The organism is Gulosibacter molinativorax (assembly GCF_003010915.2).
Classification (GTDB): Bacteria; Actinomycetota; Actinomycetes; order Actinomycetales; family Microbacteriaceae; genus Gulosibacter; species Gulosibacter molinativorax.
Genome location: NZ_CP028426.1, coordinates 631,495 through 652,735, shown reverse-complemented (window position 1 = coordinate 652,735; position 21,241 = coordinate 631,495). Strand labels below are relative to the sequence as shown.

Below are 21,241 nucleotides of genomic sequence, written 5' to 3'. Positions count from 1 at the left end.
TTAGGCGACGGCCGCGGACTGCGACTGCGCGTCGGCCTGCTTGCGCGCATACTCTGCGGCGGCCTCACGAACCCATGCGCCGTTGTCGTGTGCGGCGCGACGGTGTGCGAGACGCTGCGCGTTCGCGGGGCCGTGGCCCTTGATTACGCCGAAGAACTCGTCCCAGTCGAGCTCTCCATAGTCGTAGTGACCGCGCTCTTCGTTCCACTTGAGGTCCGGGTCCGGAAGCGTCAGCCCGAGGGCCTCGGCCTGCGGCACGATCATGTCGACGAAGCGCTGGCGCAGCTCGTCGTTCGAGAAGCGCTTGATGTTCCACGCCATCGACTGCTTTGAGTTAGGCGACTGGTCGTCCGGCGGACCGAACATCTGCAGCGCGGGGCCGTAGGTGCGGTTGACCGCTTCCTGCGCCATCTGCTTCTGCGCTGGGGTGCCGTTCGAGAGGGTGTACAGAATCTCCCAGCCCTGGCGCTGGTGGAACGACTCTTCCTTACAGATTCGCACCATCGCGCGACCGTAGGGGCCGTAGGAGCAGCGGCACAGCGGCACCTGGTTGGCGATCGCGGCGCCGTCGACGAGCCAGCCGATCGCGCCCATGTCCGCCCACGTGCGCGCGGGGTAGTTGAAGATCGACGAGTACTTCGCACGGCCGTCCAGCAGCTGCTGCGTCATCTCGTCGCGGGAGGTGCCGAGGGTCTCGGCGGCCGAGTAGAGGTAAAGGCCGTGACCCGCCTCATCCTGCACCTTCGCGGTGAGGATAGCCTTGCGCTTCAGCGAGGGGGCGCGGGTGATCCAGTTACCCTCGGGCTGCATACCGATGATCTCGGAGTGCGCGTGCTGGGCAATCTGTCGGGTGAGCGTCTTGCGGTAGGCGTCGGGCATCCAGTCGGCGGGCTCGATTCGGGAGTCCTTCGCGATGATGCCGTCGAAGTACGCCTGAGCGCGCTCCTGGTCAGCCTCGTCGCGATGTGGCATCTCGGTTACGTTGTTCGTCATGCGGGGGTCTCCTTAACTCTCGCAGCGTGAAGCAGCACTGCCTCAACATTACAGACCGTGCGTTCAGTTTATGCAATTTCCGAGGCACGTCAAGTCATTCTCACCGGGTTTCATCAGAGAATCACGAACTGTGACCTCGCTGGAATTTGACTTGACTTTCCCCACGATCCAAACTTTTCTGTAAGACTGTTCAGGAATTCACGAAGGAGTGGAAAAACTATGAATTCAACGAAGAACACAGTCGCCTACAAGGAGCTTGCTGATCACCACCCGATCTTGAAGGATGACTTCGCGAGCGAGTGGATGGGCATCCGCGTCGTCAAAGCCGAGTATGGCGACGTCGAGATCGAAATGGATCTCCGCAAGGAGATGCTCAACGGGTTCGCGATCGCTCACGGCGGCATGGTCTTCGCGTTTGCAGACAGCGCCTTTGCGATGGCGTGCAACTCGCACGAGGAGAACGGCACGATGACCGTCGCCTCCGGCGTTGACGTGAACTTCCTACGCCCAGCTCAGGTCGGGCAGACCCTTCGCGCCAAGGCCCGCGCGGTCCACGAAGGTCGTAGCGGTGTCTACGACATCGAGGTCACCGCGCAGGGGCCGAACGACCCCGAGCCGATCTTAATCATGATCTTCCGTGGCCGCAGTCGGACCATCCCGAAGCCCGCTTCCCGCTCCTAGTCCCCCTCCCAATATTTACTAACCGCTCCCAGAGCGTCAACGACGACCAAAGATGAAGGTAAACCTGTGACCACCGCATTTGACCTCGACCGGCTCGACCCCGAAGAACAAATGAGCCGCGAGGAAATCGAGGCTCTCCAGCTTGAGCGACTCAAGTGGACCGTGCGACACGCGTACGAGAACGTGCCGATGTACACGAAGAAGTTTGACGAGCACGGCGTCTCCCCCGACGACCTCCAGACGCTCGAGGACCTCGCGAAGTTCCCCTTCACCACGAAGGACGACCTGCGCGAGAACTACCCCTTCAAGACCTTCGCCGTGCCGATGGAGCAGGTTCGCCGCATCCACGCATCCTCCGGTACCACCGGTCGCCCGACGGTCGTGGGTTATACCGACCGCGACCTCGATGTCTGGGCGCAGGGCGTCGCTCGAGTCCTTCGCCTCTCGGGCGCGCGCAAGGGCGACCTCGTCCACAACGCCTACGGCTACGGACTCTTCACGGGCGGTCTCGGCGCGCACAGCGGCGTCGAGCGCGCCGGCCTCACGGTGATCCCGATGTCGGGTGGCCAGACGGCCCGCCAGGTGCAGATGATGCATGACTTCGGCCCGCGCATCATCATGTGCACACCGTCGTACCTCCTCACGATCCTCGACTACATGCGCCAGCACGGCATGGATGCGCGTGACACGCCGATCGAGATCGCGGTCCTCGGCGCCGAGCCCTGGAGCGAGGAGATGCGCCGCGAGATCGAAGAGGGCTTCAACCTCAAGGCAGTCGACATCTACGGGCTCTCAGAACTGATGGGCCCCGGCATGGCCGGCGAATCGGTCGAGCACCAGGAAGGCTCCACGATTTGGGAGGACTTCTTCCGCCCCGAGATCGTTAACAAGGATGACCTCACCCAGGTGCTGCCCGACGGCGAGGAGGGCGAGCTCGTCTTCACGTCGCTCACCAAGGAAGCGATGCCCATCATCCGCTACCGCACGAAGGACCTCTCGGTGCTGCTGCCGGGCGACGCGCGCCCAGGCATGCGTCGGATGCGCAAGGTCCGTTCGCGTACCGACGACATGATCATCCTCCGCGGCGTGAACATGTTCCCGTCGCAGATCGAGGAACTCGCGCTCAACCAGAAAGCGCTCAGCCCCTACTACCACCTCGAGCTCACGAAGCCGAAGCGAATGGATGAGCTCACTGTCGTGATCGAGCGTCGTCCCGAGTTCACGATGGAGGAGGCCGAGGCCTGCGGCCGCGCGCTCCAGTCGGACATCAAGATTCGCATCGGATCCTCGGTGCGCATCCACGTTGTTGACCCGAACACCGTGGCACGCTCGGAGGGCAAAGCAAAGCGCATCTACGATTATCGGGATCGCGACTTTAGCGAGTACCCCGCCCACCACCTTCCGATTCACCGCTAACACGCGAAGGATCGGTCCAGGTCCGCGGGTGGTCGATTCTGTCGGCCACCCGCGGATGACGTTAACCCACAGCGCAGGAGGAACCTTGCCTGAACAGACCACGACCGCAGCACGACGAGGCCGCCCCGGCAATGACCGAAGCGACGTCATCAACGCCGCGGTCGCGCTGTTTAATCAGCACGGCTACGAGGCAACGACCGTAGGGATGATCGCCGAGCAACTCGGGGTCTCAAAATCCGCGATCTATCACCACGTGACGAGCAAGGAGGATCTCCTCGCAAGCGCCCTCGACCGCGCGCTTTCCTCGCTCGAGGGGATGCTCGCCGAGGCCAAGGAATCGGGGGCGACGCCGGTGGACCGGCTGGAGCGGACGATTCGCGGCACAGTCACCGTCTTGATCGAGGAGCTCCAGTCGGTCACGCTCCTGCTCCGGCTACGCGGCAACACCGACCTTGAACGCGCCGCGCTCGATCGGCGGCGTAAGTTCAACGTCTCCGTGGCGGAACTCATGAACGAGGCGGACGAGACCGGGTCGCTGCGCACCGATATTGACCCCGGCGTTGCCACCCGTTTCGTCTTCGGCATGGTCAACTCCATCATCGACTGGTATCGGCCCGGAGGACCTTTGGATGCCGACATGATCGGCGACCATATCGTGGGAGTTGTCTTCGACGGCCTGCGGCCGAGGTCGTAGCCGCGTTCCTGGCGAGGCCAAGTCCTCGCAGCCCCACAGACCAGCCACACGCCTACGCAAACGAGGCCCCGAAACAACTCGGCTTAGAGTTGTTTCGGGGCCTCGTTTGCGTTCTCGCTAGTTACCGCCGAGCGCCTGCTCTTCGCGCTTCGCGACGAGAGTCATGACATCGTAGGTAGCGACGATCTCGTCGTTCTGGTTCAGCAGCAGAGCATCCCATACGACTTCGCCGTAGTCCTCGGTCTCGCGCGGCGTGATGCGCTTGGCCGTGAGTTCGACGCGGATGGAGTCATCAATCCCAACCGGCGTGAGGAACCGCAGGTTCTCCATGCCGTAGTTCGCATACACCGCGCTGCGGCCCGGGGCGACGAACAGTCCCGCAGCCCAGCTCACGAGCAGGTAGCCGTGCGCGACAATGCCCGGGAAGAACGGGTTCGCTTCCGCAGCAGCCGGGTCGGTGTGCGCGTAGAACACATCACCGGTCGAGTTGGCGAAGTCGGTGATCTCCTGCTCCGTCGCCTGGCGCAGGCCGGACACGAACGCGTCACCGATCTTCAGCGTCTCGAGCGACTTACGGAACGGGTGCACCGCGCCGTTCTCGCCCTCGGGAACCCCGCCGTACTCGGGGTCGCCGACACGTTCCTGTGCCGCGCCGCGATGCCACTCGCCCGTGACCGCGGTGAGAAGGTCCGGGGTGCCTTGCACCGCGGTGCGCTGCATGTAGTGCTTGATGCCACGGACACCACCGAGCTCCTCGCCACCGCCTGCGCGGCCGGGGCCACCGTGCACGAGCGTCGGCAGCGGCGAGCCGTGGCCGGTCGAGGTACGGGCGTTATCGCGGTTGAGCATGTGGATGCGGCCGTGGTACCCGGCGATCCCACGAGCGAGCTCGCCCGCCTGCTCCATGTCGTACGTGCACACCGTGGCCACAAGCGAGCCGTCACCGAGCGCGGCCAGTTCGATCGCTTCTGCGGTTGTCTCGTAGCCGAGCACCGACGATACTGGGCCGAACGCCTCGGTCGCGTGCAGCGCCTCGGCCCGGTTGTCGTCCCACTTGAGCACAACCGGCGACAGGAACGCACCCTGCTGGTCGTCGTCCCAGTCGTTGCTGCCGTACGCGATGCTGCCACCCGCATCCACCAGCGAGTCGACGGCGGCGCGCACGTCGCGAAGCTGGTCGAAGGAGGCGAGCGCGCCCATCGTGTTCCCCTCGACGCGCGGGTCGCCGACCGTGACCTTTTCGTCGAGACGCGCGGCCAGCGCATCCACGACCGGCTCGACAAGCGCGTGCGGCACGATGACCCGGCGAATCGCGGTGCACTTCTGCCCCGCTTTCACCTGCATCTCGTTCACGACCGCGCGGATGAACGCGGGGAACTCAGGCGAGTCGGTCGTCACGTCGGTGCCAAGAATGGCCGCGTTGAGCGAATCTGCCTCGGCGGTAAAGCGCACGCCGCCCTGCTGCACGTTGGGGTGCTGGCGCAGGCGGTCGGCCGTCGCCTTGGAACCGGTGAAGGTGACCATGTCCCGGTAGTCGAGGTGGTCGATGAGGTCGCGCGCGGAGCCCGCGATGAACTGCAGCGAGCCCTCGGGCAGGATGCCGGATTCGACGATGAGCTGAACCAGCGCCGCCGTGATATTGCTCGTGGGCGTCGCGGGCTTCACGATCGTCGGCACACCGGCAACGAATGCGGGCGCGAACTTCTCGAGCATTCCCCAGACCGGGAAGTTGAACGCGTTGATCTCGACCGTGATGCCGGGGATGCGACTGTAGATGTGCTCACCGATGAACGAGCCGTCCTTCGACATGGGCTCGACCGCGCCATCCACGATGACGTTCGTGTTCGGCAGCTCGCGGCGACCCTTCGAGCTCATCGTGAACAGGACGCCGATGCCACCGTCGACGTCGAAGAAGCAGTCGCCCTTCGTTGCGCCGTTGGCCATCGACAGCTCGTACAGCACGTCCTTGCGATCGTTGAGGTAGAGCGCGAGTTCCTTGAGCTTGAGGGCACGCTTGTGAATCGTGAGTTCGCCGAGGCCCTTGCGACCGGTGGCGCGGGCGTAATCGACTACTTCGGCGATGTTCAGGCCCTCACTCGAGACGAGTGCGAGTTGCTCACCGGTCGAGGTGTCGCGGATGGGCGTTGCATTCACCCCTGCAGCGGGGGTCCACCAAGCGCCACTCACGTAGCTGGGAACAAATTCTGCGGTCTTCGACTCTGACATCGTGTCGGTCATCCTTGTCCGTTTCTCTTTTCCGTGCAGCGCCGCACGGTCGGGGTGAACATGTTTCCTGACCGATGGGTCGGGAATCCACGTCCAGGGTACACGCTCACCCCGATCGGGGCCTACTCCCAGTCGTAGAAGCCCTTGCCTGACTTCCGACCAAGTTCGCCGCGAGCGACCTTATCCCGCAGGATCTGCGGCGGGGCGAATCGCTCCCCCAGGTGCTCCGCGAGATACTCCGCGATGCCGAGCCGCACATCCAGCCCGACGATATCGGTCGTCTTCAACGGCCCGGTCGGATGCTTGTAGCCAAGCTCCATCGCCGCGTCGATATCCTTCGCGCTCGCGACGCCCTCCTCGACCATCCGCATGGCCTCGAGAGCGATGGCAACGCCGAGGCGAGAGGACGCGAATCCCGGCGAGTCCTTAACGACAACCGGGGTCTTGCCGAGCGTCTCGACCCATGCTGGCGCGGATGCGGCAACATCGGGCCGAGTACCGGGTGCAATCACAACTTCGATGAGAGTGGATGCGGGCACCGGGTTGAAGAAGTGCAGCCCCAGGAACTGAGCGGGACGCTCGAGTTCCGCAGCGAGGGTGGCGAGCGAAATAGACGAGGTGTTGGATGCGAGCACCGAGTCGGCCGCCAGCACGCGCTCGGCGCTCTTCAGCGCCTCAACCTTCGCGCCGAAGTCCTCGAATACCGCTTCGACCACGAGGTTCGCCTCGGCGAGCGCGCCGTAGTCGATCTCGACGCGAAGCCGCTGCACGACCTCGTCGAGGTTCGCATCCGTGGCCCCGCGCTCGATCGACTTCGCGACCGAGCTCTCGATTCGCTCTCGGGCAGCTTCTGCCGCGATCGGCTCGCGCTCAATCACGGTGACGCTTGAACCCGCCATTAGGAAGGCGTGGGCGATACCGCCGCCCATGCGACCGCCGCCGATCACACCGACATTGCTGGGGAAAGGAATTGTTGCGCTCATGTTCTCTTCAACTTTCCGTTAGACGCGTTCCAGGGCGATCGCGGTGCCCTGCCCGACTCCGACACACATCGTGGCGAGGCCTCGATCGACGCCCTCCTGCTCCATCCGGTTGAGGAGCGTGATCGTGATGCGCGCGCCGGAGGAACCAAGGGGGTGACCGAGCGCGATCGCGCCGCCGTTGCGGTTGACGATCTCCTGGTCGAGACCGAGCTCGCGAATTGTCGCGAGCGACTGCGTCGCGAACGCCTCGTTGAGCTCGACCGCACCGAGGTCATCGATGTTCCAGCCGGCCCGGTCGAGCACCTTGCGCGTCGCGGGGATCGGACCGATACCCATGATCTCGGGGTCGACACCGGCCGATGCCCCGCGCACCACGCGCGCGCGGGGGACGAGGTCGTACTTCTTAAGCGCGTCCTCGGATGCGATTACGAGCGCCGAGGCGCCGTCGTTTAACGAGGACGAGTTGCCCGCGGTCACGACGCCGCCCGGCTTGACGACCGGTCGCAGCTTGGCGAGGACTTCCGCGGTCGTGCCCTCGCGCGGCCCCTCGTCGGTGTCGACTACCGAAACGGCGCCCTTGCGACCAACCACCTCGACCGGAACGATCTCGTTGTCAAAGCGCCCAGCGTTAATGGCCGCGAACGACCGCTCGTGCGATTGCACGGCGAACGCGTCCGCATCCTCGCGGGAGATGTTAAACCGCTCGGCAACCTCCTCCGCCGTCTCGGGCATCGAGTAGGTCATCTTGCCATCGCGCGCGAGGTCGCCCGACTCGAACCGCGGGTTCGTGAATCGCCAGCCAATCGAGGTGTCGAAAGACGCACCGGGCTTGGCCCACGCGCTCCCCGGCTTCTCGACCACCCAGGGTGCGCGCGTCATCGACTCGACGCCGCCCACCACGACGATGTCGGCATCCCCGGAGCGAATCATCTGCGAGGCGCTGATGATCGCCGTCATGCCGGATGCGCACAGCCGGTTCACCGTGAAGCCCGGCACTTCGCGCGGCAGGTCGGCGAGCAGCCACGCCATACGGGCGACGTTCCGGTTCTCCTCGCCAGCGCCGTTCGCGTTGCCGAAGATGACTTCCTCGACCTTCGATGGGTCAATCTTCGAGCGCTTTACCACCTCGCCGATCACGAGCGCCGCGAGGTCATCGGGACGAACGCCCGCAAGCGCACCACCGTATCGGCCAACCGGTGTGCGAACTCCATCGATAATGTATGCCTCAGGCATAGGACAACTCCCTTGTTTGTCGGTGCTCGTGTGTGTCGGGGCCCTTCGCCGAAGACTCGACGACCAGGCTCCCTCGCCTACATTACTGTGCAATCGGTCAGTTTTGTTTGTAATCCGGCCCGCCTGGTTACGAATCCGGCACGCCCTTGCGGAAATAATAAAGGGGCCGGGCGCACAAACGCCCGACCCCCATGTCAATTATTGTTACGGTGCCTTGCGACCGCGAGTGACGGCCTCGTAAATAGCGGTGACGATAAGGGCACCAACGAGTGCGAACAACCACACCCAGATGTTAAAGAAGCCCTGGAGTGACTCTGGGCCGATGATCAAGCCGCCAATCCATCCGCCGAGAATGCCGCCAACGATCCCTAGAATAATGGTCAACCACAGCGGGTGCTTGCGCTTGTCCTTCGTAATCGCCTGAGCGATGAGGCCCACGATAAGACCGATGATGATCCAGCTAATCCAACTGAGTGACATAGTGTCCTCCCTTTTCGGTGAAGCTCAGAGTCTCGATACGAAGCCCGTATCGCTCCGAGCCTAGCGAAAACTTGGTGATCAGCGCGAAAAACGGGCGAAGTTTGCCAATTCAGCCCCGGTGTCGCGGCGCCCGGGCGGAAGGTTTCCGACCGTGCAATAGGAAATAAACAATGAAGACGACCGCGATCCAGCCGGTCATGAGGCCAAACAATTCGGTGAACGCGAACCCGAGGCCGACGATGACCCCGAGCACGATCGGACCGAGCCCCATCCCCGAGTCCATGCCGATAAAGAACGTCGAAATCCCCATCGAGGTTCGCGGCGCGCCGGCGTCTCCCGAACCGCGATCGTCTGCATCAGCGAGGTCAGGCTGCCGTAACCGACCGCGAGGCAAATGGCGGCACCGAAGTAGCCCGCCACCCCGAGGTCGAGGGCCAAGAGCGCCACGCCTAATAAGTACGGGATAAACGCGGGGACCACGATTGCGTTGTCGCTGAAGCGATCAAGCAGGGCCCCCACGAGTGGCCGGCTGACCGCGAGCGTGACCGCATACACGATGAAACAGAGGCTCGAGTACGCCGTCAGCCCAACTTCCGCCGCGTATCCGGACATGAAGGTCAGGATGCCGGAATAGGGGAAAATGAGCAGGAAGGCCATGAGCCCCATCGGCAGGGCCTTCGGCTCAAGGATGCGATCGAACCGCCAGCTCGTCAGTTCGGCGCGCTCGGCCGCCGAGATTTTTGGCTGCTTCACTGGAAGTGCCGCGGAAATGAGCGCCACAGCCGCACACAACCCGACGCCGGTGAGGAACACCGCGTTGATGCTGCCGTTGGCAACGAGCCAGAGCCCGAGCGCGGGCCCGAGTGCCTGGCCAATCGTGAGCGAGAGCGTAAACCAGCCCGTCCCTTCGCCCTTACGGTCTTTCGGCATCAGCGCCATCGCGACCGTGTTCGTGACGTTATTCACTGCACCGAACGCCGCACCCTGGACGAGACGGACGACCACAAGAACCGCGTAGCTGTCGGCCACAAAATAGCCAAGCGAGCCCGCGAGCAGGACGACTGCCGAGAGCACGAGCATCCGCTTTCGCCCGAAGATGTCGGTGTACTTGCCAACAAAGACCCGCGTCACGAGGGCCCCGATGACGAAGGAACTGGCCGCTAACCCGGCTTGCGCCTCCCCCACGCCGAACCGCTCGACGGCGTAGCCGGTCATGAACGTCATAAGCAGCAGGAAGTTCAGTGAGGTCAGCCCGTTGACCGCCATGACGCCGACGAACGGCGCGGTCCAGAGTCGCGGTTCGGGCTGCGAGGACTCAGCCCTCATAGGCGCGACCGTCGACGACCGCCTGCTGCCACGCCTTGGTATAGCGCGGCATGATCACCACAAAGGAAAACAGGAAACCAATCGCGAAGGTCCACAGGAACATCGTGAACATGTTCGACATGAGCGTGATCGGCAAGAACCCGACCGCGAAGCCGCCGCAAGTTGCCGAAAACGACTCGGCGAGGGCTAGCTTGAGCAACTCCCGTTCCGCGAACGGACGCTGTCCAGTTGAAACCTTGCGAAGCACGATATAGCCGAGCCCGTATCCGCCACACACGAGCGCGGCGATGATGAGCCAGCTTACGAAAATGGCGAGAAAACCACTCGTGTCGAGCTGGGAACGGCCCAGGTCGGTCCCGTACGTAAAGAGAAAGAACGAGACGACCCAGGCCGCAAACGTGGTGCCAATGATCGCGAGTGTGGTGCTGCGAACCGGTGTACGAAATTCCCACGCAACTACGCGTGTTGTCGGTTGACTTAAATCTCGCGGCTTGGCCATTCCAGCAGTGTATGCCTATTCGGAGAACCCAGATTCCACGAGGGAGACGAGGCCGTCGATGGCCTCCTGTGCTTGTGCACCCGTTGCGACCAGCTCGAGCTCGGTGCCCTTCTTGGCACCCATCGCCATGATGCCGAGCAAGCTCTTGGCGTCGGTGCCGTTGACCTTGATCTGCGCGTCGTAGGCGCTCGCGGTCTTCACGAACTCTGCGGCGGGTCGGGCGTGCAGACCGGTCTCGTTGATGAGTGTGACCGTGCTACGGATTTCATTCGACATGGTTGTTCCTCTTTCTCCCTGTTCGGTGGTCGTTCAATTGGTAGCAATAAATACCGCTTGCGCCGCGGCCTACTCGTCGTCTTTGAGGCGATTCGTCGTTTCCACGAACGTATCGACCTGCGCCAGCGCCCTTCCGGACGCAATCGTCTCGCGAGCCACTTCAATCTTCTCAGTCAGCCGGTCACGAATTGGTCTTTCCACCGAGTCCGGATCCTTCGCCAAGTCAAACGCGACCATACCGGCCGCCGAATTCAAGAGGACGATGTCGCGCACCGCATCCTTGCCGCCACCGCCGAGTGTCTCGCGCGCGATCGCCGCGTTTTCCTCGGGCGTGCCACCCAGCAGCTCCTCGATCTCATAGGTGCCGAGTCCGAGGTCACGCGGGTGGATGTCGTGCTCGGCAATATCGCCGCGCGCAACTTCCCAGATGTGTGAGTACCCCGTCACGGTGAGCTCGTCGAGCCCGTCATCACCACGGAACACCAGTGCCGCTGCCCCGCGGGTACGGAACACGCCCGTGATGAGCGGAATCGCTTCCAGCTTGGCAACTCCGACTGCCGAAGCCTCGGCGCGAGCGGGATTCGTGAGCGGCCCGAGATAATTGAACACCGTCGAAACACCGAGTTCCTTACGCGCGGGGCCCGCATGCGCGAAACCGGGGTGGAACAGCGACGCATAGAGGAACGTCATGCCAGTTTCGTCAAACGTCTGCTTAAGCGCACCCGGAACCGAGCTGTGGTGCGCACCCAGTGCGGTGAGGACGTCCGATGCCCCAGACTTCGCCGACGCCGCACGGCCACCGTGCTTTATCACGGGCACACCGGATGCGGCAATCACGAACGAGGACATCGTCGAGACGTTGACCGTCCCGATCATGTCGCCGCCGGTGCCGACGATGTCGAGGCCCCAGGACGTGATGTCGATCGGCAGTGCGTGCGCGAGCACGGCGTCACGGAAACCGACGAGCTCCTCGACGCTCTCGCCCTTCGCGCGAAGTGCGATCAACCAGGCGGCCAATTTGGCCTCGGAGATGTTCCCCTGCATGACCTGTTCCATCGCCCACGTGGCCTGACGAACCGAGAGATTCTCGCCGTTCAGGAGGGATTCGAGCATTTGTGGCCAAGTGAGCAGATCCGTCATAGCAAGAAGTGTATCCCCCAGATCCCCCGGGGAAAACGAACCAATTCCCACTATCGAGACTCGCCACGGCGCGCGAACTTTGCGAACCTGGGAAATCGGTCATAATGGGAACTGTGACTTCCCTAAATCCTGCATCTTCAGCACCGAGAGTGCACCGCCCAAACACCGTAGCCATTGGCACCATCGTGTGGCTTGGCTCGGAAGTGATGTTCTTCGCAGGCCTGTTTGCGATCTATTTCACGCTCCGCGCGATGGCGCCTGAGCAGTTCGCCGCAGGCCACGCGATCATGAACATCCCCTTCGCCGTCATTAACACGCTCATCCTGATCTCGAGCTCGGTGACCTGTCAGCTGGGCGTCATGGCCGCCGAGCGTGGCCAGAAGAGCCGCATTAAGGGCAAGGGCTGGGGAACGATTGAGTGGTACTACCTCTCGGCGGTTCTCGGCTCGATCTTCATGGGCGGCCAGGTTTGGGAATACGCGACGCTGGTGAGCGAGGGCTACGTCCTTAACCTCAACGCATTCACGAGCTCCTTCTTCATGGCAACCGGCTTCCACGGCCTCCACGTGCTTGGCGGAATCCTCGCCTTCTTCGTGGTCATCGTGCGCCTCTACGCGGTGAAGAAGATGGGTCAGCGCGAAATGCAGAGCGCCATGGCCATTTCGTACTACTGGCACTTCGTTGACGTGGTCTGGGTAGGCCTCTTCTTCGTCATTTACCTTCTTCCGTTCATCGCCTAACGGCGACAAGCCCCAGTCGAGAGAGTTTTTCAATGTCACTTGCCACGAAGTCCCGGTCGTCTGCGAAGAAGTCACGTAAACGTTCACGCCGGACCCCGCTTGCAACTGCCGCACTGCTCGGCGTCGGACTCCTCCTCTCGGGCGGTGCCTACGGAGCCGTAGACACGCTCGTCGCGAATGCGGCAGAGGACGCTGTCGAGGTCGACATGACCGCCACGGAGACCATCGCCGAGGGTGAGGCGCTCTTCAACGCGAACTGCGCGACCTGCCACGGCATGGACGCGGTCGGCTCGGACAACGGTCCGAGCCTCATCGGTGTCGGCGCCGCCTCGGTGCACTTCCAGGTTGGCACTGGTCGTATGCCGATGCAGATGAACGGCCCCCAGGCACAGGTCAAGCCTGTTCAGTTCACCGAAGAGCAGACCCTGCAGATGTCGGCCTATGTCGCATCCCTCGCCCCCGGACCCGCCATTCCGGACGCGCAGTACACGCAGGCGGACGGTGACGCGGCGCACGGCGCCGAACTCTTCCGCATCAATTGCGCAATGTGCCACAACGTGGCCGCTGCCGGTGGTGCCCTCACCGAGGGTAAGTTCGCGCCGGAGCTTCAGACGGTCGACCCCGTCCACATCTACGAGGCCATGCAGACCGGCCCGCAGAACATGCCGGTCTTCAACGACACGAACCTCACGCCGCAGGACAAGGCCGACATCATCACGGCCATCAGCTGGATGACCGAGAACACCAACATGGTTGGTGGCTACAACCTCGGTGGTGTGGGCCCGGTTGCTGAAGGTCTCTTCATCTGGGTATTCGGCATCGGTGGCGCTGTTGCGTTTGCCATCTGGCTGACCTCGCGCCCGAACTAACACTTCCCAAGAACTAGTTTTTACTTCGCATTTCAACCCAGAAAGGGACAACCATGGCTGAAGACGAACACGGCGGGGAGCTCCGTACCGCCAATTCGTCCGATCGCTCGGGGAACTCCGGAACGGCGATTATCGCCGCAGACAGTTTCGAAGACCCGGGGCATCCGGAACACGGACACCGAGTGACCGACAGCGACCCGCAGAAGTCCAATAACGCGCAGCGTTGGATTGTAGGTCTCTTCTGGTTCTCGCTGGTCGCATCGATCTTCGCGATCGCCGCCTACTTCATCTGGCCTATCGACCGCGAAGACATCACGTCGGTTCGCTGGAACAGTCTCTTCATCGGCATCGGCATCGCGTTTGCGATGCTCGCCGTGGGTATCGGTATGGTCGCCTGGGCGAAGTACCTCATGAAGGACGAGGAGATGGCGGAGGCCCGTCACACGACGGCCGGAACCCCCGCGACGCAGAAGCGTGCTGTCGAAATCTTCGCGCAGGCTGACGAGGAATCTGGCTTCAGCCGCCGCAAGCTCCTGCGTAACTCGATGATCACTGCGGTTCTCGCGCTGCCGCTTCCCGGCATCGTGCTGTTGCGTGACCTCTACAACGGCAACAACGAAAGCCCGGTCAAGCTGCTCCACGAGACGATGTGGGATGAGGGCGTTCGCCTCGTTCGCGACCCGTCCGGCACGCCGATCAAGGCCTCGGACGTCACCGTCGGCTCCGCATTCCACGTCATCCCCGAGGGACTCAACGACCTCGGCCACGACGAACTGCTGAACGCCAAGGCAAAGGCCATCGTGCTGCTCATGCGTCTGCCCGAGGAGAAGCTCAACGAGCGTCCCGAGCGCGAAGGCTGGTCGTACCACGGCATCGTTGCCTACTCGAAGGTGTGCACGCACGTCGGCTGCCCTGTCGCGCTTTACGAGCAGCAGACCCACCACCTCCTCTGCCCCTGCCACCAGTCGCAGTTCGACGTGACCAACCACTGTGAGGTCATCTTCGGACCGGCCGGTCGTCCGCTCCCCCAGCTGCCGATCACCGTCGACAACGACGGCTACCTGGTGGCTCAGAGCGACTTCCACGAACCTGTTGGCCCGACCTTCTGGGAGCGTCGTAATGACTACAACGTATAAGTCACCTGTCGCAGAAGACAGCGCTATTGCCAAGGCTTCCGTTTGGATCGAGGAGCGCACCAGCCTTTCGGGTGCGGTCAAGGAATTTGGTCGAAAGATCTTCCCTGACCACTGGTCGTTCATGCTCGGTGAAGTCGCTATCTATAGCTTCATCGCCATCCTTCTGTCGGGTACCTTCCTGACGTTCTTCTTCGACCCCACGATGACGCACACGACCTATCAGGGTCAGTACGTCCCGCTCAAGGGCGTCGGAATGTCGGGCGCCATGGCCTCGACGCTGGACATCTCCTTCGACGTTCGCGGTGGCCTGCTCATGCGCCAGGTGCACCACTGGGCAGCTCTGTTGTTCGTCGCGTCGATCATGCTGCACATGGCCCGCGTCTTCTTCACCGGGGCATTCCGCAAGCCGCGCGAGCTGAACTGGCTCATCGGTCTCGTCCTCTGGATCATCGCAATGCTCGAAGGTTTCTCGGGCTACTCGCTTCCGGATGACCTGCTCTCGGGTAACGGTCTTCGCATCGTCGACGGCATGATCAAGGCAATTCCGCTCATCGGTACCTGGATCTCGTTCCTCATGTTCGGTGGCGAGTTCCCTGGCACCGACATCGTCGGTCGCCTCTACTCGCTGCACATCATGATCCTGCCGGCGCTGCTAATCGTCTTCCTGGCCCTGCACCTCGTGCTCATGGTCGTCAGCAAGCACACGCAGTACCCAGGCCCAGGCCGTACCGAGCAGAACGTTGTCGGTAACCCTGTCCTTCCCGTCTTTGCGGGCAAGGCACTCGGCTTCATGATGATCATCCTCGGCTTCATCTTCCTCATCGCGTCGCTCTTCCAGATCAACCCGGTGTGGAACTACGGCCCGTACGACCCCTCCCCCGTCTCCGCCGGTACCCAGCCTGACTGGTACATCGGCTTCGGTGACGGCATGCTCAGGCTTATTCCGCCGGGCTGGGAGATCCCGCTCGGGAACTACACGCTCTCCCTCGCGGTCCTCGTGCCGTTCTTGTTCATGGGTCTCTTCGTTATCGGCCTGTTCGTATACCCGTTCCTCGAGGCGTGGGTCACCGGCGACAAGCGCGAGCACCACATCCTCGACCGCCCGCGCAACGTGCCGTTCCGTACCGCACTCGGTGCAGCGTGGATGAACTTCTACGCAGCGATGTGGGCGGCGGCATCTTCCGACCTCATCGCGACCCACTTCCACCTCGCGATGGAGCACGTGATTCACTTCCTGCAGTTCTGGCTGATCATCGGTTCGATCATCGTCTTCTTCGTTACGCACCGCGCTTGCATCGCGCTGCAGAAGCAGGACCGCGCGACCGCGTTGCACGGCCACGAGTCGGGACGCGTCATTCGCCTCCCACACGGCGAGTTCCAGGAGATCCACGTGCCGCTCACGGAGGAAGAGCAGTACTCGATCAACACCTACGAGTCCTACGCACCGGTCAAGCCCTACGTCGACCCCAAGACGGGCAAGACCAAGGGCAAGGCGCGTTCGCGACTGTCGCGCTGGTTCTTCGCCGACCGTGTCGAGGCCACCACGCCGGCCGAGGTCGAGGCCGCGAAACACCACCACGGCGAGCTGCACTAGTCGCTCCCCCACCGCTGCACGCTGATCAGCAACCGCCGCCCAGCAAGCAGTAACGCAGTCGGGCCCCGAGAATTATTCTCGGGGCCCGACTGCGTTTCCGGTTAAGCAACTAGCTGCGGGATTAGCGATGCGGATACCGCGCAAACTCCCGTGCGAGCGCAGCAATCGCACGCTGCGACAGCGGCCTCTCGAACGGCGTTACCTCGAGTCGCCGGTTCTTACCGCTGCCAACGCTCGCCCAGGTCGCGACGAGCCGACCCTTGACGTACACAACTGGTTTGAACACCCCGTTGCGCGCAACATCGATCTTGGAGTGATGATCGTCGTGCACGAGCGCCGAGCGATCCTGGTACCCGAGCAGCAGCTCGTCAAACGGCGGCAGGAGCCTAGGAGACGCGAGCTTAGCCTCGGTCGCGCTCACGGTTGCCGTTAGCCCCGGAGGCCCCCACAGCTCCTCGCGAGCGCCGTTCAGGCCATAGTGCTCGAGTTCGGATTCCGTGAGGTACGCATCCTTCGCCTTGCGAATCTGTCCGAGCGGTAGTTTCGTCCACCACGAGAAGTCCCGCAGCGTTGCGGGACCGTGGCCCATCAGGTACCGGCGAAGCCACTCGGCGGTCGCGGCGAGCTCATCACCGTTGAACCTCGCTTCCAACGACCCCGAGGCGGGCAGCCAGTCAGCTGCTGACACCACCAGGTGCTCGGAGCCCGAGATCGGGCCGTAGAGCAGCACGCCGGAGGCGATCAGCGTGAACAGCGTGTGATATCGCTGCGGAGAGGTCAGCGGCAGTCCCCGCTCCGCGAGCCGATCCCCGAGCTCGTTGCGCGTGAGCGCCCCACCGGGCTCGTCACGCAGTAGCTCGAGAATAGCCTCCGTGAGCTGCGCGATCCGCGCATCCGATAGCTCGAGCTCTTCGCGGCGACGCGTAGCGCCCTGCACCGACCGGGGTCCACCGAGCGAGGTGAGCCACCCCGCGTCATTGGCCGACATCGCAAACACTGTGCCACGCATCGGATACCCACGAACGAGAGCGCCCGCGTTGAACGCATCCACGACCTCGGCGGCCGTTGTTCCAGAGCGAAGCGCGAGCGCCGCGATGACCCCGCCGAGGTGCTGCCCCTGTGCACAGGAGAGCAGCTCAGCGGCCTCCTGCGGGCTCGTGGCGGCCTCCGCAGGTAAGAGCCCCTGGGCGACGAACCGATGCGCCGAGAGCGCGGGAAATGACAAGGGAGCCTGCTCAGACATGTCGCACAGTGTATGCGACGAGCCCGAGCAGGCTCCCTTACGAGGTGTGGCTAGCGCAAAGTCTTAGTGACCGAACTTGCCACGGTAGGTTTCGAACATCCAGCCGAGAAGGCCGACGATGGCGACCGGGGCGAACCAGAATGCGGGCCACCAACCGAACGCAATGCTCGCGAACACTGCGCCGACACCGGCGGCAGTGATGAACGGCCACATCGAGCCCGGCGAGAAGAACCCGAGGTCCTCATCCGCATCCGAGATCTCGGCCTCTTCGCGGTCTTCCGGTAGCGGCTTCTTCGCGAACGGCTTGTTCTCAAAGCCCATGTAGAACGCGATGAACGCGGTGAACAGACCCATCAGCCAGAAGGCGACGATACCGACCCACTCTGGGTTGCCTTCAATGGGTCCGGTCCAGATCGTGTAACCGAGTGCCACGATCACGTAGAAAACGGTCAGACCCCAAAGAATATTTCTAGTTGAGCGCATGGTCTTGCTCTATGCCTTTCCGCCTACGGTGACCGGCTCGTCGTGCGAGCCCGGAGCCGAATACTCGGGGTGATTGAGGTCGAACGCCGGACGCTCCGAGCGGATGCGCGGAATCGACGTGAAGTTGTGGCGCGGCGGCGGGCAGCTGGTCGCCCATTCGAGCGAGCCGCCGTATCCCCACGGGTCGTTCACGGTTACCTTCTTGCCACGGGTGTGGGTGAGGAAGACGTTGAGGAAGAACGGGATCATCGAGATCGCGAGCACGATCGCACCGATCGTCGAGACCTGGTTCATCCACGTGAAGTTGTCCTCGGGCTGGTACGTGTAGTAACGACGCGGCATACCCATGACACCGAGCCAGTGCTGGACGAGGAACGTCAGGTGGAAACCGATGAACAGCAACCAGAAGTGAATCTTGCCGAGGCCCTCGTTGAGCATCTTGCCCGTCCACTTCGGCCACCAGAAGTAGAATCCGGCGAACATTGCGAACACGACGGTACCGAAGATCACGTAGTGGAAGTGAGCCACTACGAAGTAGGTGTCGGAGATGTGGAAGTCGAGCACCGGCGACGCGAGGATGACACCGGTCAGACCACCGAAGAGGAACGACACGAGGAAGCCGAGCGACCAGAGCATCGGAGTCTCGAAGGTAATCGAGCCGCGCCACATGGTTCCGAGCCAGTTGAAGATCTTCACACCGGTCGGAACTGCGATCAGCATCGTCATGAGCGCGAAGAATGGCAGCAGTACCGAGCCGGTCACGTACATGTGGTGCGCCCACACCGAAGCCGACAGAGCGGCGATCGAGATGGTTGCCAGGATGAGCGTCTTGTAGCCGAAAATCGGCTTGCGGCTGAAGACCGGGAAGATCTCCGAGACGATACCGAAGAACGGTAGCGCGATGACGTACACCTCTGGGTGACCGAAGAACCAGAACAGGTGCTGGTAGAGGATCGTGCCTCCCGCATCCACGTCATATATGTGCGTCAACAAGACACGGTCCATGAGGAGCGCGAACCAGGCGACGGTCAGGACGGGGAAGGCGAACAGCACGAGGATCGAGGTGATCATGATGTTCCAGGTGAACACCGGCATGCGCCACATGGTCATACCCGGCGCACGCATCGTGACGATCGTCGTGATGAAGTTCACTGCACCGAAGATCGTCGCATAACCGGTCAGAGCCAGGCCCGCGATCCAGAGGTTGCCACCGACTCCCGGCGAGAATGTCGACAGCGACAGCGGCGTATATGCCGTCCAACCGAACGAAGCCGCACCCTGCGGGGTAAGGAAGCCCATCACCGCGATGATCGCACCGAACGAGTAGAGCCAGAACGCGAAGGCGTTCAGACGCGGGAAGGCGACATCCGCCGTACCGATCTGCAGCGGAACCATGACGTTGGCGAAGCCCGAGAACAGCGGCGTCGCGAACATCAGCAACATGATCGTGCCATGCATGGTGAACAGCTGGTTGTACTGCTCCTTGTTTGCGATGAGCTCCATGCCCGGCTCAAACAGCTGAGCGCGGATGAGCAGTGCCATCACACCACCGATGCAGAACCAGACGACCGACGAGACGAGGTACATGTACCCGATCATCTTGTGGTCGGTGGTCGTAAGCATCTTCAAAATCAGATTGCCCTTGTTGCCGGTCTTGTTTGTCCCAAGATCCTGCTCTGCGACCGGCTTATCGCCGGCGGCAGCGGGCCTATTCAGTGTCGAAGTCATTTCGCCCTGCCCTAGTGCTCTTCTTCTTCATGCTGGATGACCGGGACGCTGGTTCCCGGGTTGTCAAGTTCGCGGTTGTAGTCGTCACCGCGTGCGCCGTCGTTGCCCTGGTCGCGGAGCGACTGGATGTAGTCGTTGTACTCGGCTTCCGAGACAACCTCTACCTGGAACAACATCATCGAGTGGAACTCACCACATAGCTCGGCACACTTACCCATGTAGGTGCCCTCGCGCTCAGCGACGAACGAGAACTGGTTCGTCTTGCCGGGGATGGTGTCTTCCTTGTAGTTGAATTCGGGGACCCAGAATGAGTGCGCGACGTCGCGCGACTTCAGGTCGAGCGTGACGTTCGCACCGACGGGAACGTACAGCTTCGGCAGCTGGCCGTAGTCAATTTCGCCAGTGGTCTTACCCTCTGCGTCGCGGAGCTCGACGGCCTGCACACCCTGGTAGAAGACGCCACCGTCATACTGCGACCCCTCAACGTCGAGGTAGTTGAAGTCCCACGCCCACTGCTTGCCGTAGACCTCGATGTGAACGTCGAGGTCTTCTGCTGAGTAGTTGTCTTCGATGATGGCCTGGTCACGCGCGGTGAACGCGAAGAAGCCGCCAACGAGAACGATTGGGAGGATCGTAAAGAGCATCTCGATGGGCATGTGATAGCGCATCTGGACGGGGAGGCCGGTCTCGTTCTTCCGGCGACGGTAGACGACGGTTGCCCAGATGATGAGCCCCCAGACGAAGAAACCGATGGCGAGGAGGATGACCCAGGAGTTCACCCAGAACGTCGCGGTCATGTCTCCCACGTCGGTGGTCCCCGGAAGGCCCGGCATGTAGCCATTGAGTTCCTGTGCCGTGCAACCTGAGAGCACGAGCGCTAGGACACCGCTCAGCGAGAGCGCTGTCCACTTTTTACGGTGGTTCTTCCGCACGTTGGACCTTTCGAGAAGACGCATACAGACGATTCCCAGTGTAGCCCTATTCGGTCATCGGCTTGCCAATCGAGGGGGCCCGCGTGGCGTGTTTCACGAGATTGATAACCGCGATCGCCGCGGAAAAACACAACGGGGCGCGAGCATCCTCCCGGATACGTGCGCCCCTTGTGGCGTTTTGAGCCTTAGTGGAACGAATCACCGCACGCGCAGCTGCCCTGCGCGTTGGGGTTATCAATATTGAAACCCTGCTTCTCAATCGTGTCGGAGAAGTCGATTGATGCGCCATCGAGATAGGGCACGCTCATCTCGTCAATGATGAGCTCGACGCCGTCGAAATCGACACTCGCGTCGTTCTCGAGCTCGCGCTCGTCGAAGTAGAGCTGGTAGATCAGGCCCGAGCATCCGCCCGGCTGCACTGCCACGCGCAGGCGCAGGTCGGGGCGCCCCTCCTGGTTCAGCAGCGACTTCACCTTGTCCACCGCGGTCTGCGTGAGCGAGACGTTGTGGCCGTTCTCGGTGACGGTAATGCCCGTGAGCGCTGTCGTCATGGTTCCTCCTGAAAAAAC

The 21,241-nt window shown here is 62.5% G+C and carries 21 protein-coding genes; 7 read left to right on the top strand and 14 right to left on the bottom strand.

The annotated features are described in order from the left end of the window. Complete coding sequence (gene paaA / locus GMOLON4_RS03140; protein WP_026936007.1) at window positions 1–993, bottom strand: 1,2-phenylacetyl-CoA epoxidase subunit PaaA; 993 nt, start codon at window positions 991–993, stop codon at window positions 1–3. Between the two features lie 219 nt (window positions 994–1,212). On the opposite strand from paaA, the gene GMOLON4_RS03135 reads away from it, so the two are divergent. From GMOLON4_RS03135 to GMOLON4_RS03125, 3 genes are all read left to right on the top strand, one after another. Beyond that, a complete protein-coding gene (locus tag GMOLON4_RS03135) occupies window positions 1,213–1,674 on the top strand; it encodes a PaaI family thioesterase (protein WP_026936008.1) in 462 nt (153 codons plus the stop codon). Between the two features lie 111 nt (window positions 1,675–1,785). Beyond that, entirely contained in the window at window positions 1,786–3,090 is a 1,305-nt protein-coding gene (locus GMOLON4_RS03130; protein ID WP_084147335.1) for an AMP-binding protein, read from the top strand. Between the two features lie 85 nt (window positions 3,091–3,175). Then, window positions 3,176–3,784, top strand: a complete 609-nt coding sequence (locus GMOLON4_RS03125) for a TetR/AcrR family transcriptional regulator (RefSeq protein ID WP_026936009.1) — start codon at window positions 3,176–3,178, stop codon at window positions 3,782–3,784. A gap of 117 nt (window positions 3,785–3,901) precedes the next feature. Here GMOLON4_RS03125 and paaZ read toward each other — a convergent pair whose 3' ends face one another. The 8 genes from paaZ to trpD form a co-directional block, all read right to left on the bottom strand. Next, window positions 3,902–6,010, bottom strand: a complete 2,109-nt coding sequence (gene paaZ, locus GMOLON4_RS03120; RefSeq protein WP_245575349.1) for a phenylacetic acid degradation bifunctional protein PaaZ — start codon at window positions 6,008–6,010, stop codon at window positions 3,902–3,904. 122 nt (window positions 6,011–6,132) lie between these two features. Continuing rightward, on the bottom strand, window positions 6,133–6,993 hold the full coding sequence (locus tag GMOLON4_RS03115) for a 3-hydroxyacyl-CoA dehydrogenase family protein (RefSeq protein ID WP_026936011.1): 861 nt from the start codon (window positions 6,991–6,993) through the stop codon (window positions 6,133–6,135). A gap of 18 nt (window positions 6,994–7,011) precedes the next feature. Continuing rightward, window positions 7,012–8,226: a thiolase family protein gene (locus GMOLON4_RS03110; RefSeq protein WP_026936012.1), complete on the bottom strand. Its 1,215-nt coding sequence runs from the start codon at window positions 8,224–8,226 to the stop codon at window positions 7,012–7,014. A gap of 204 nt (window positions 8,227–8,430) precedes the next feature. Beyond that, window positions 8,431–8,706: a GlsB/YeaQ/YmgE family stress response membrane protein gene (locus tag GMOLON4_RS03105; protein WP_026936013.1), complete on the bottom strand. Its 276-nt coding sequence runs from the start codon at window positions 8,704–8,706 to the stop codon at window positions 8,431–8,433. 195 nt (window positions 8,707–8,901) lie between these two features. Continuing rightward, on the bottom strand, window positions 8,902–10,032 hold the full coding sequence (locus GMOLON4_RS03100; protein WP_026936014.1) for an MFS transporter: 1,131 nt from the start codon (window positions 10,030–10,032) through the stop codon (window positions 8,902–8,904). Then, the gene (locus GMOLON4_RS03095) at window positions 10,022–10,531 is read right to left on the bottom strand and encodes a hypothetical protein (protein WP_026936015.1); all 510 of its coding nucleotides are present in this window, start codon (window positions 10,529–10,531) and stop codon (window positions 10,022–10,024) included. Before GMOLON4_RS03095 ends, GMOLON4_RS03100 begins: the two co-directional genes overlap by 11 nt. Window positions 10,532–10,546: 15 nt before the next feature. Next, window positions 10,547–10,807 (bottom strand): HPr family phosphocarrier protein, encoded by a 261-nt coding sequence (locus GMOLON4_RS03090; protein WP_026936016.1) that lies wholly within the window; start codon window positions 10,805–10,807, stop codon window positions 10,547–10,549. Window positions 10,808–10,876: 69 nt separating this feature from the next. Further along, the gene (trpD, locus tag GMOLON4_RS03085; protein WP_026936017.1) at window positions 10,877–11,947 is read right to left on the bottom strand and encodes an anthranilate phosphoribosyltransferase; all 1,071 of its coding nucleotides are present in this window, start codon (window positions 11,945–11,947) and stop codon (window positions 10,877–10,879) included. A 104-nt stretch (window positions 11,948–12,051) separates the two neighbouring features. Between trpD and ctaE the strand changes: the two genes are divergently transcribed. From ctaE to qcrB, 4 genes are read left to right on the top strand one after another with little or no spacing between them, the layout of a single operon-like run. After that, complete coding sequence (gene ctaE, locus GMOLON4_RS03080; protein ID WP_026936018.1) at window positions 12,052–12,687, top strand: aa3-type cytochrome oxidase subunit III; 636 nt, start codon at window positions 12,052–12,054, stop codon at window positions 12,685–12,687. A gap of 32 nt (window positions 12,688–12,719) precedes the next feature. Continuing rightward, window positions 12,720–13,556: a cytochrome bc1 complex diheme cytochrome c subunit gene (gene qcrC / locus GMOLON4_RS03075; RefSeq protein ID WP_026936019.1), complete on the top strand. Its 837-nt coding sequence runs from the start codon at window positions 12,720–12,722 to the stop codon at window positions 13,554–13,556. Between the two features lie 53 nt (window positions 13,557–13,609). Further along, window positions 13,610–14,692, top strand: a complete 1,083-nt coding sequence (gene qcrA, locus GMOLON4_RS03070) for a cytochrome bc1 complex Rieske iron-sulfur subunit (protein WP_026936020.1) — start codon at window positions 13,610–13,612, stop codon at window positions 14,690–14,692. After that, a complete protein-coding gene (gene qcrB / locus GMOLON4_RS03065) occupies window positions 14,676–16,286 on the top strand; it encodes a cytochrome bc1 complex cytochrome b subunit (protein ID WP_026936021.1) in 1,611 nt (536 codons plus the stop codon). Before qcrA ends, qcrB begins: the two co-directional genes overlap by 17 nt. Before the next feature lie 121 nt (window positions 16,287–16,407). On the opposite strand, the gene GMOLON4_RS03060 is transcribed toward qcrB, so the two are convergent. The 5 genes from GMOLON4_RS03060 to erpA form a co-directional block, all read right to left on the bottom strand. Next, window positions 16,408–17,529 carry a winged helix DNA-binding domain-containing protein gene (locus GMOLON4_RS03060; RefSeq protein WP_035731809.1) on the bottom strand — a complete coding sequence of 374 codons (1,122 nt, stop codon included), beginning with the start codon at window positions 17,527–17,529 and terminating at the stop codon, window positions 16,408–16,410. Window positions 17,530–17,592: 63 nt separating this feature from the next. Then, window positions 17,593–18,012 (bottom strand): aa3-type cytochrome oxidase subunit IV, encoded by a 420-nt coding sequence (gene ctaF / locus GMOLON4_RS03055; protein ID WP_026936023.1) that lies wholly within the window; start codon window positions 18,010–18,012, stop codon window positions 17,593–17,595. 9 nt (window positions 18,013–18,021) lie between these two features. Next, a complete protein-coding gene (gene ctaD / locus GMOLON4_RS03050) occupies window positions 18,022–19,740 on the bottom strand; it encodes an aa3-type cytochrome oxidase subunit I (protein ID WP_035731819.1) in 1,719 nt (572 codons plus the stop codon). An 11-nt stretch (window positions 19,741–19,751) separates the two neighbouring features. Further along, the gene (ctaC, locus tag GMOLON4_RS03045) at window positions 19,752–20,672 is read right to left on the bottom strand and encodes an aa3-type cytochrome oxidase subunit II (RefSeq protein WP_026936025.1); all 921 of its coding nucleotides are present in this window, start codon (window positions 20,670–20,672) and stop codon (window positions 19,752–19,754) included. Between the two features lie 185 nt (window positions 20,673–20,857). Continuing rightward, window positions 20,858–21,223 (bottom strand): iron-sulfur cluster insertion protein ErpA, encoded by a 366-nt coding sequence (gene erpA, locus GMOLON4_RS03040; protein WP_051266159.1) that lies wholly within the window; start codon window positions 21,221–21,223, stop codon window positions 20,858–20,860. Window positions 21,224–21,241: the final 18 nt, after the last annotated feature.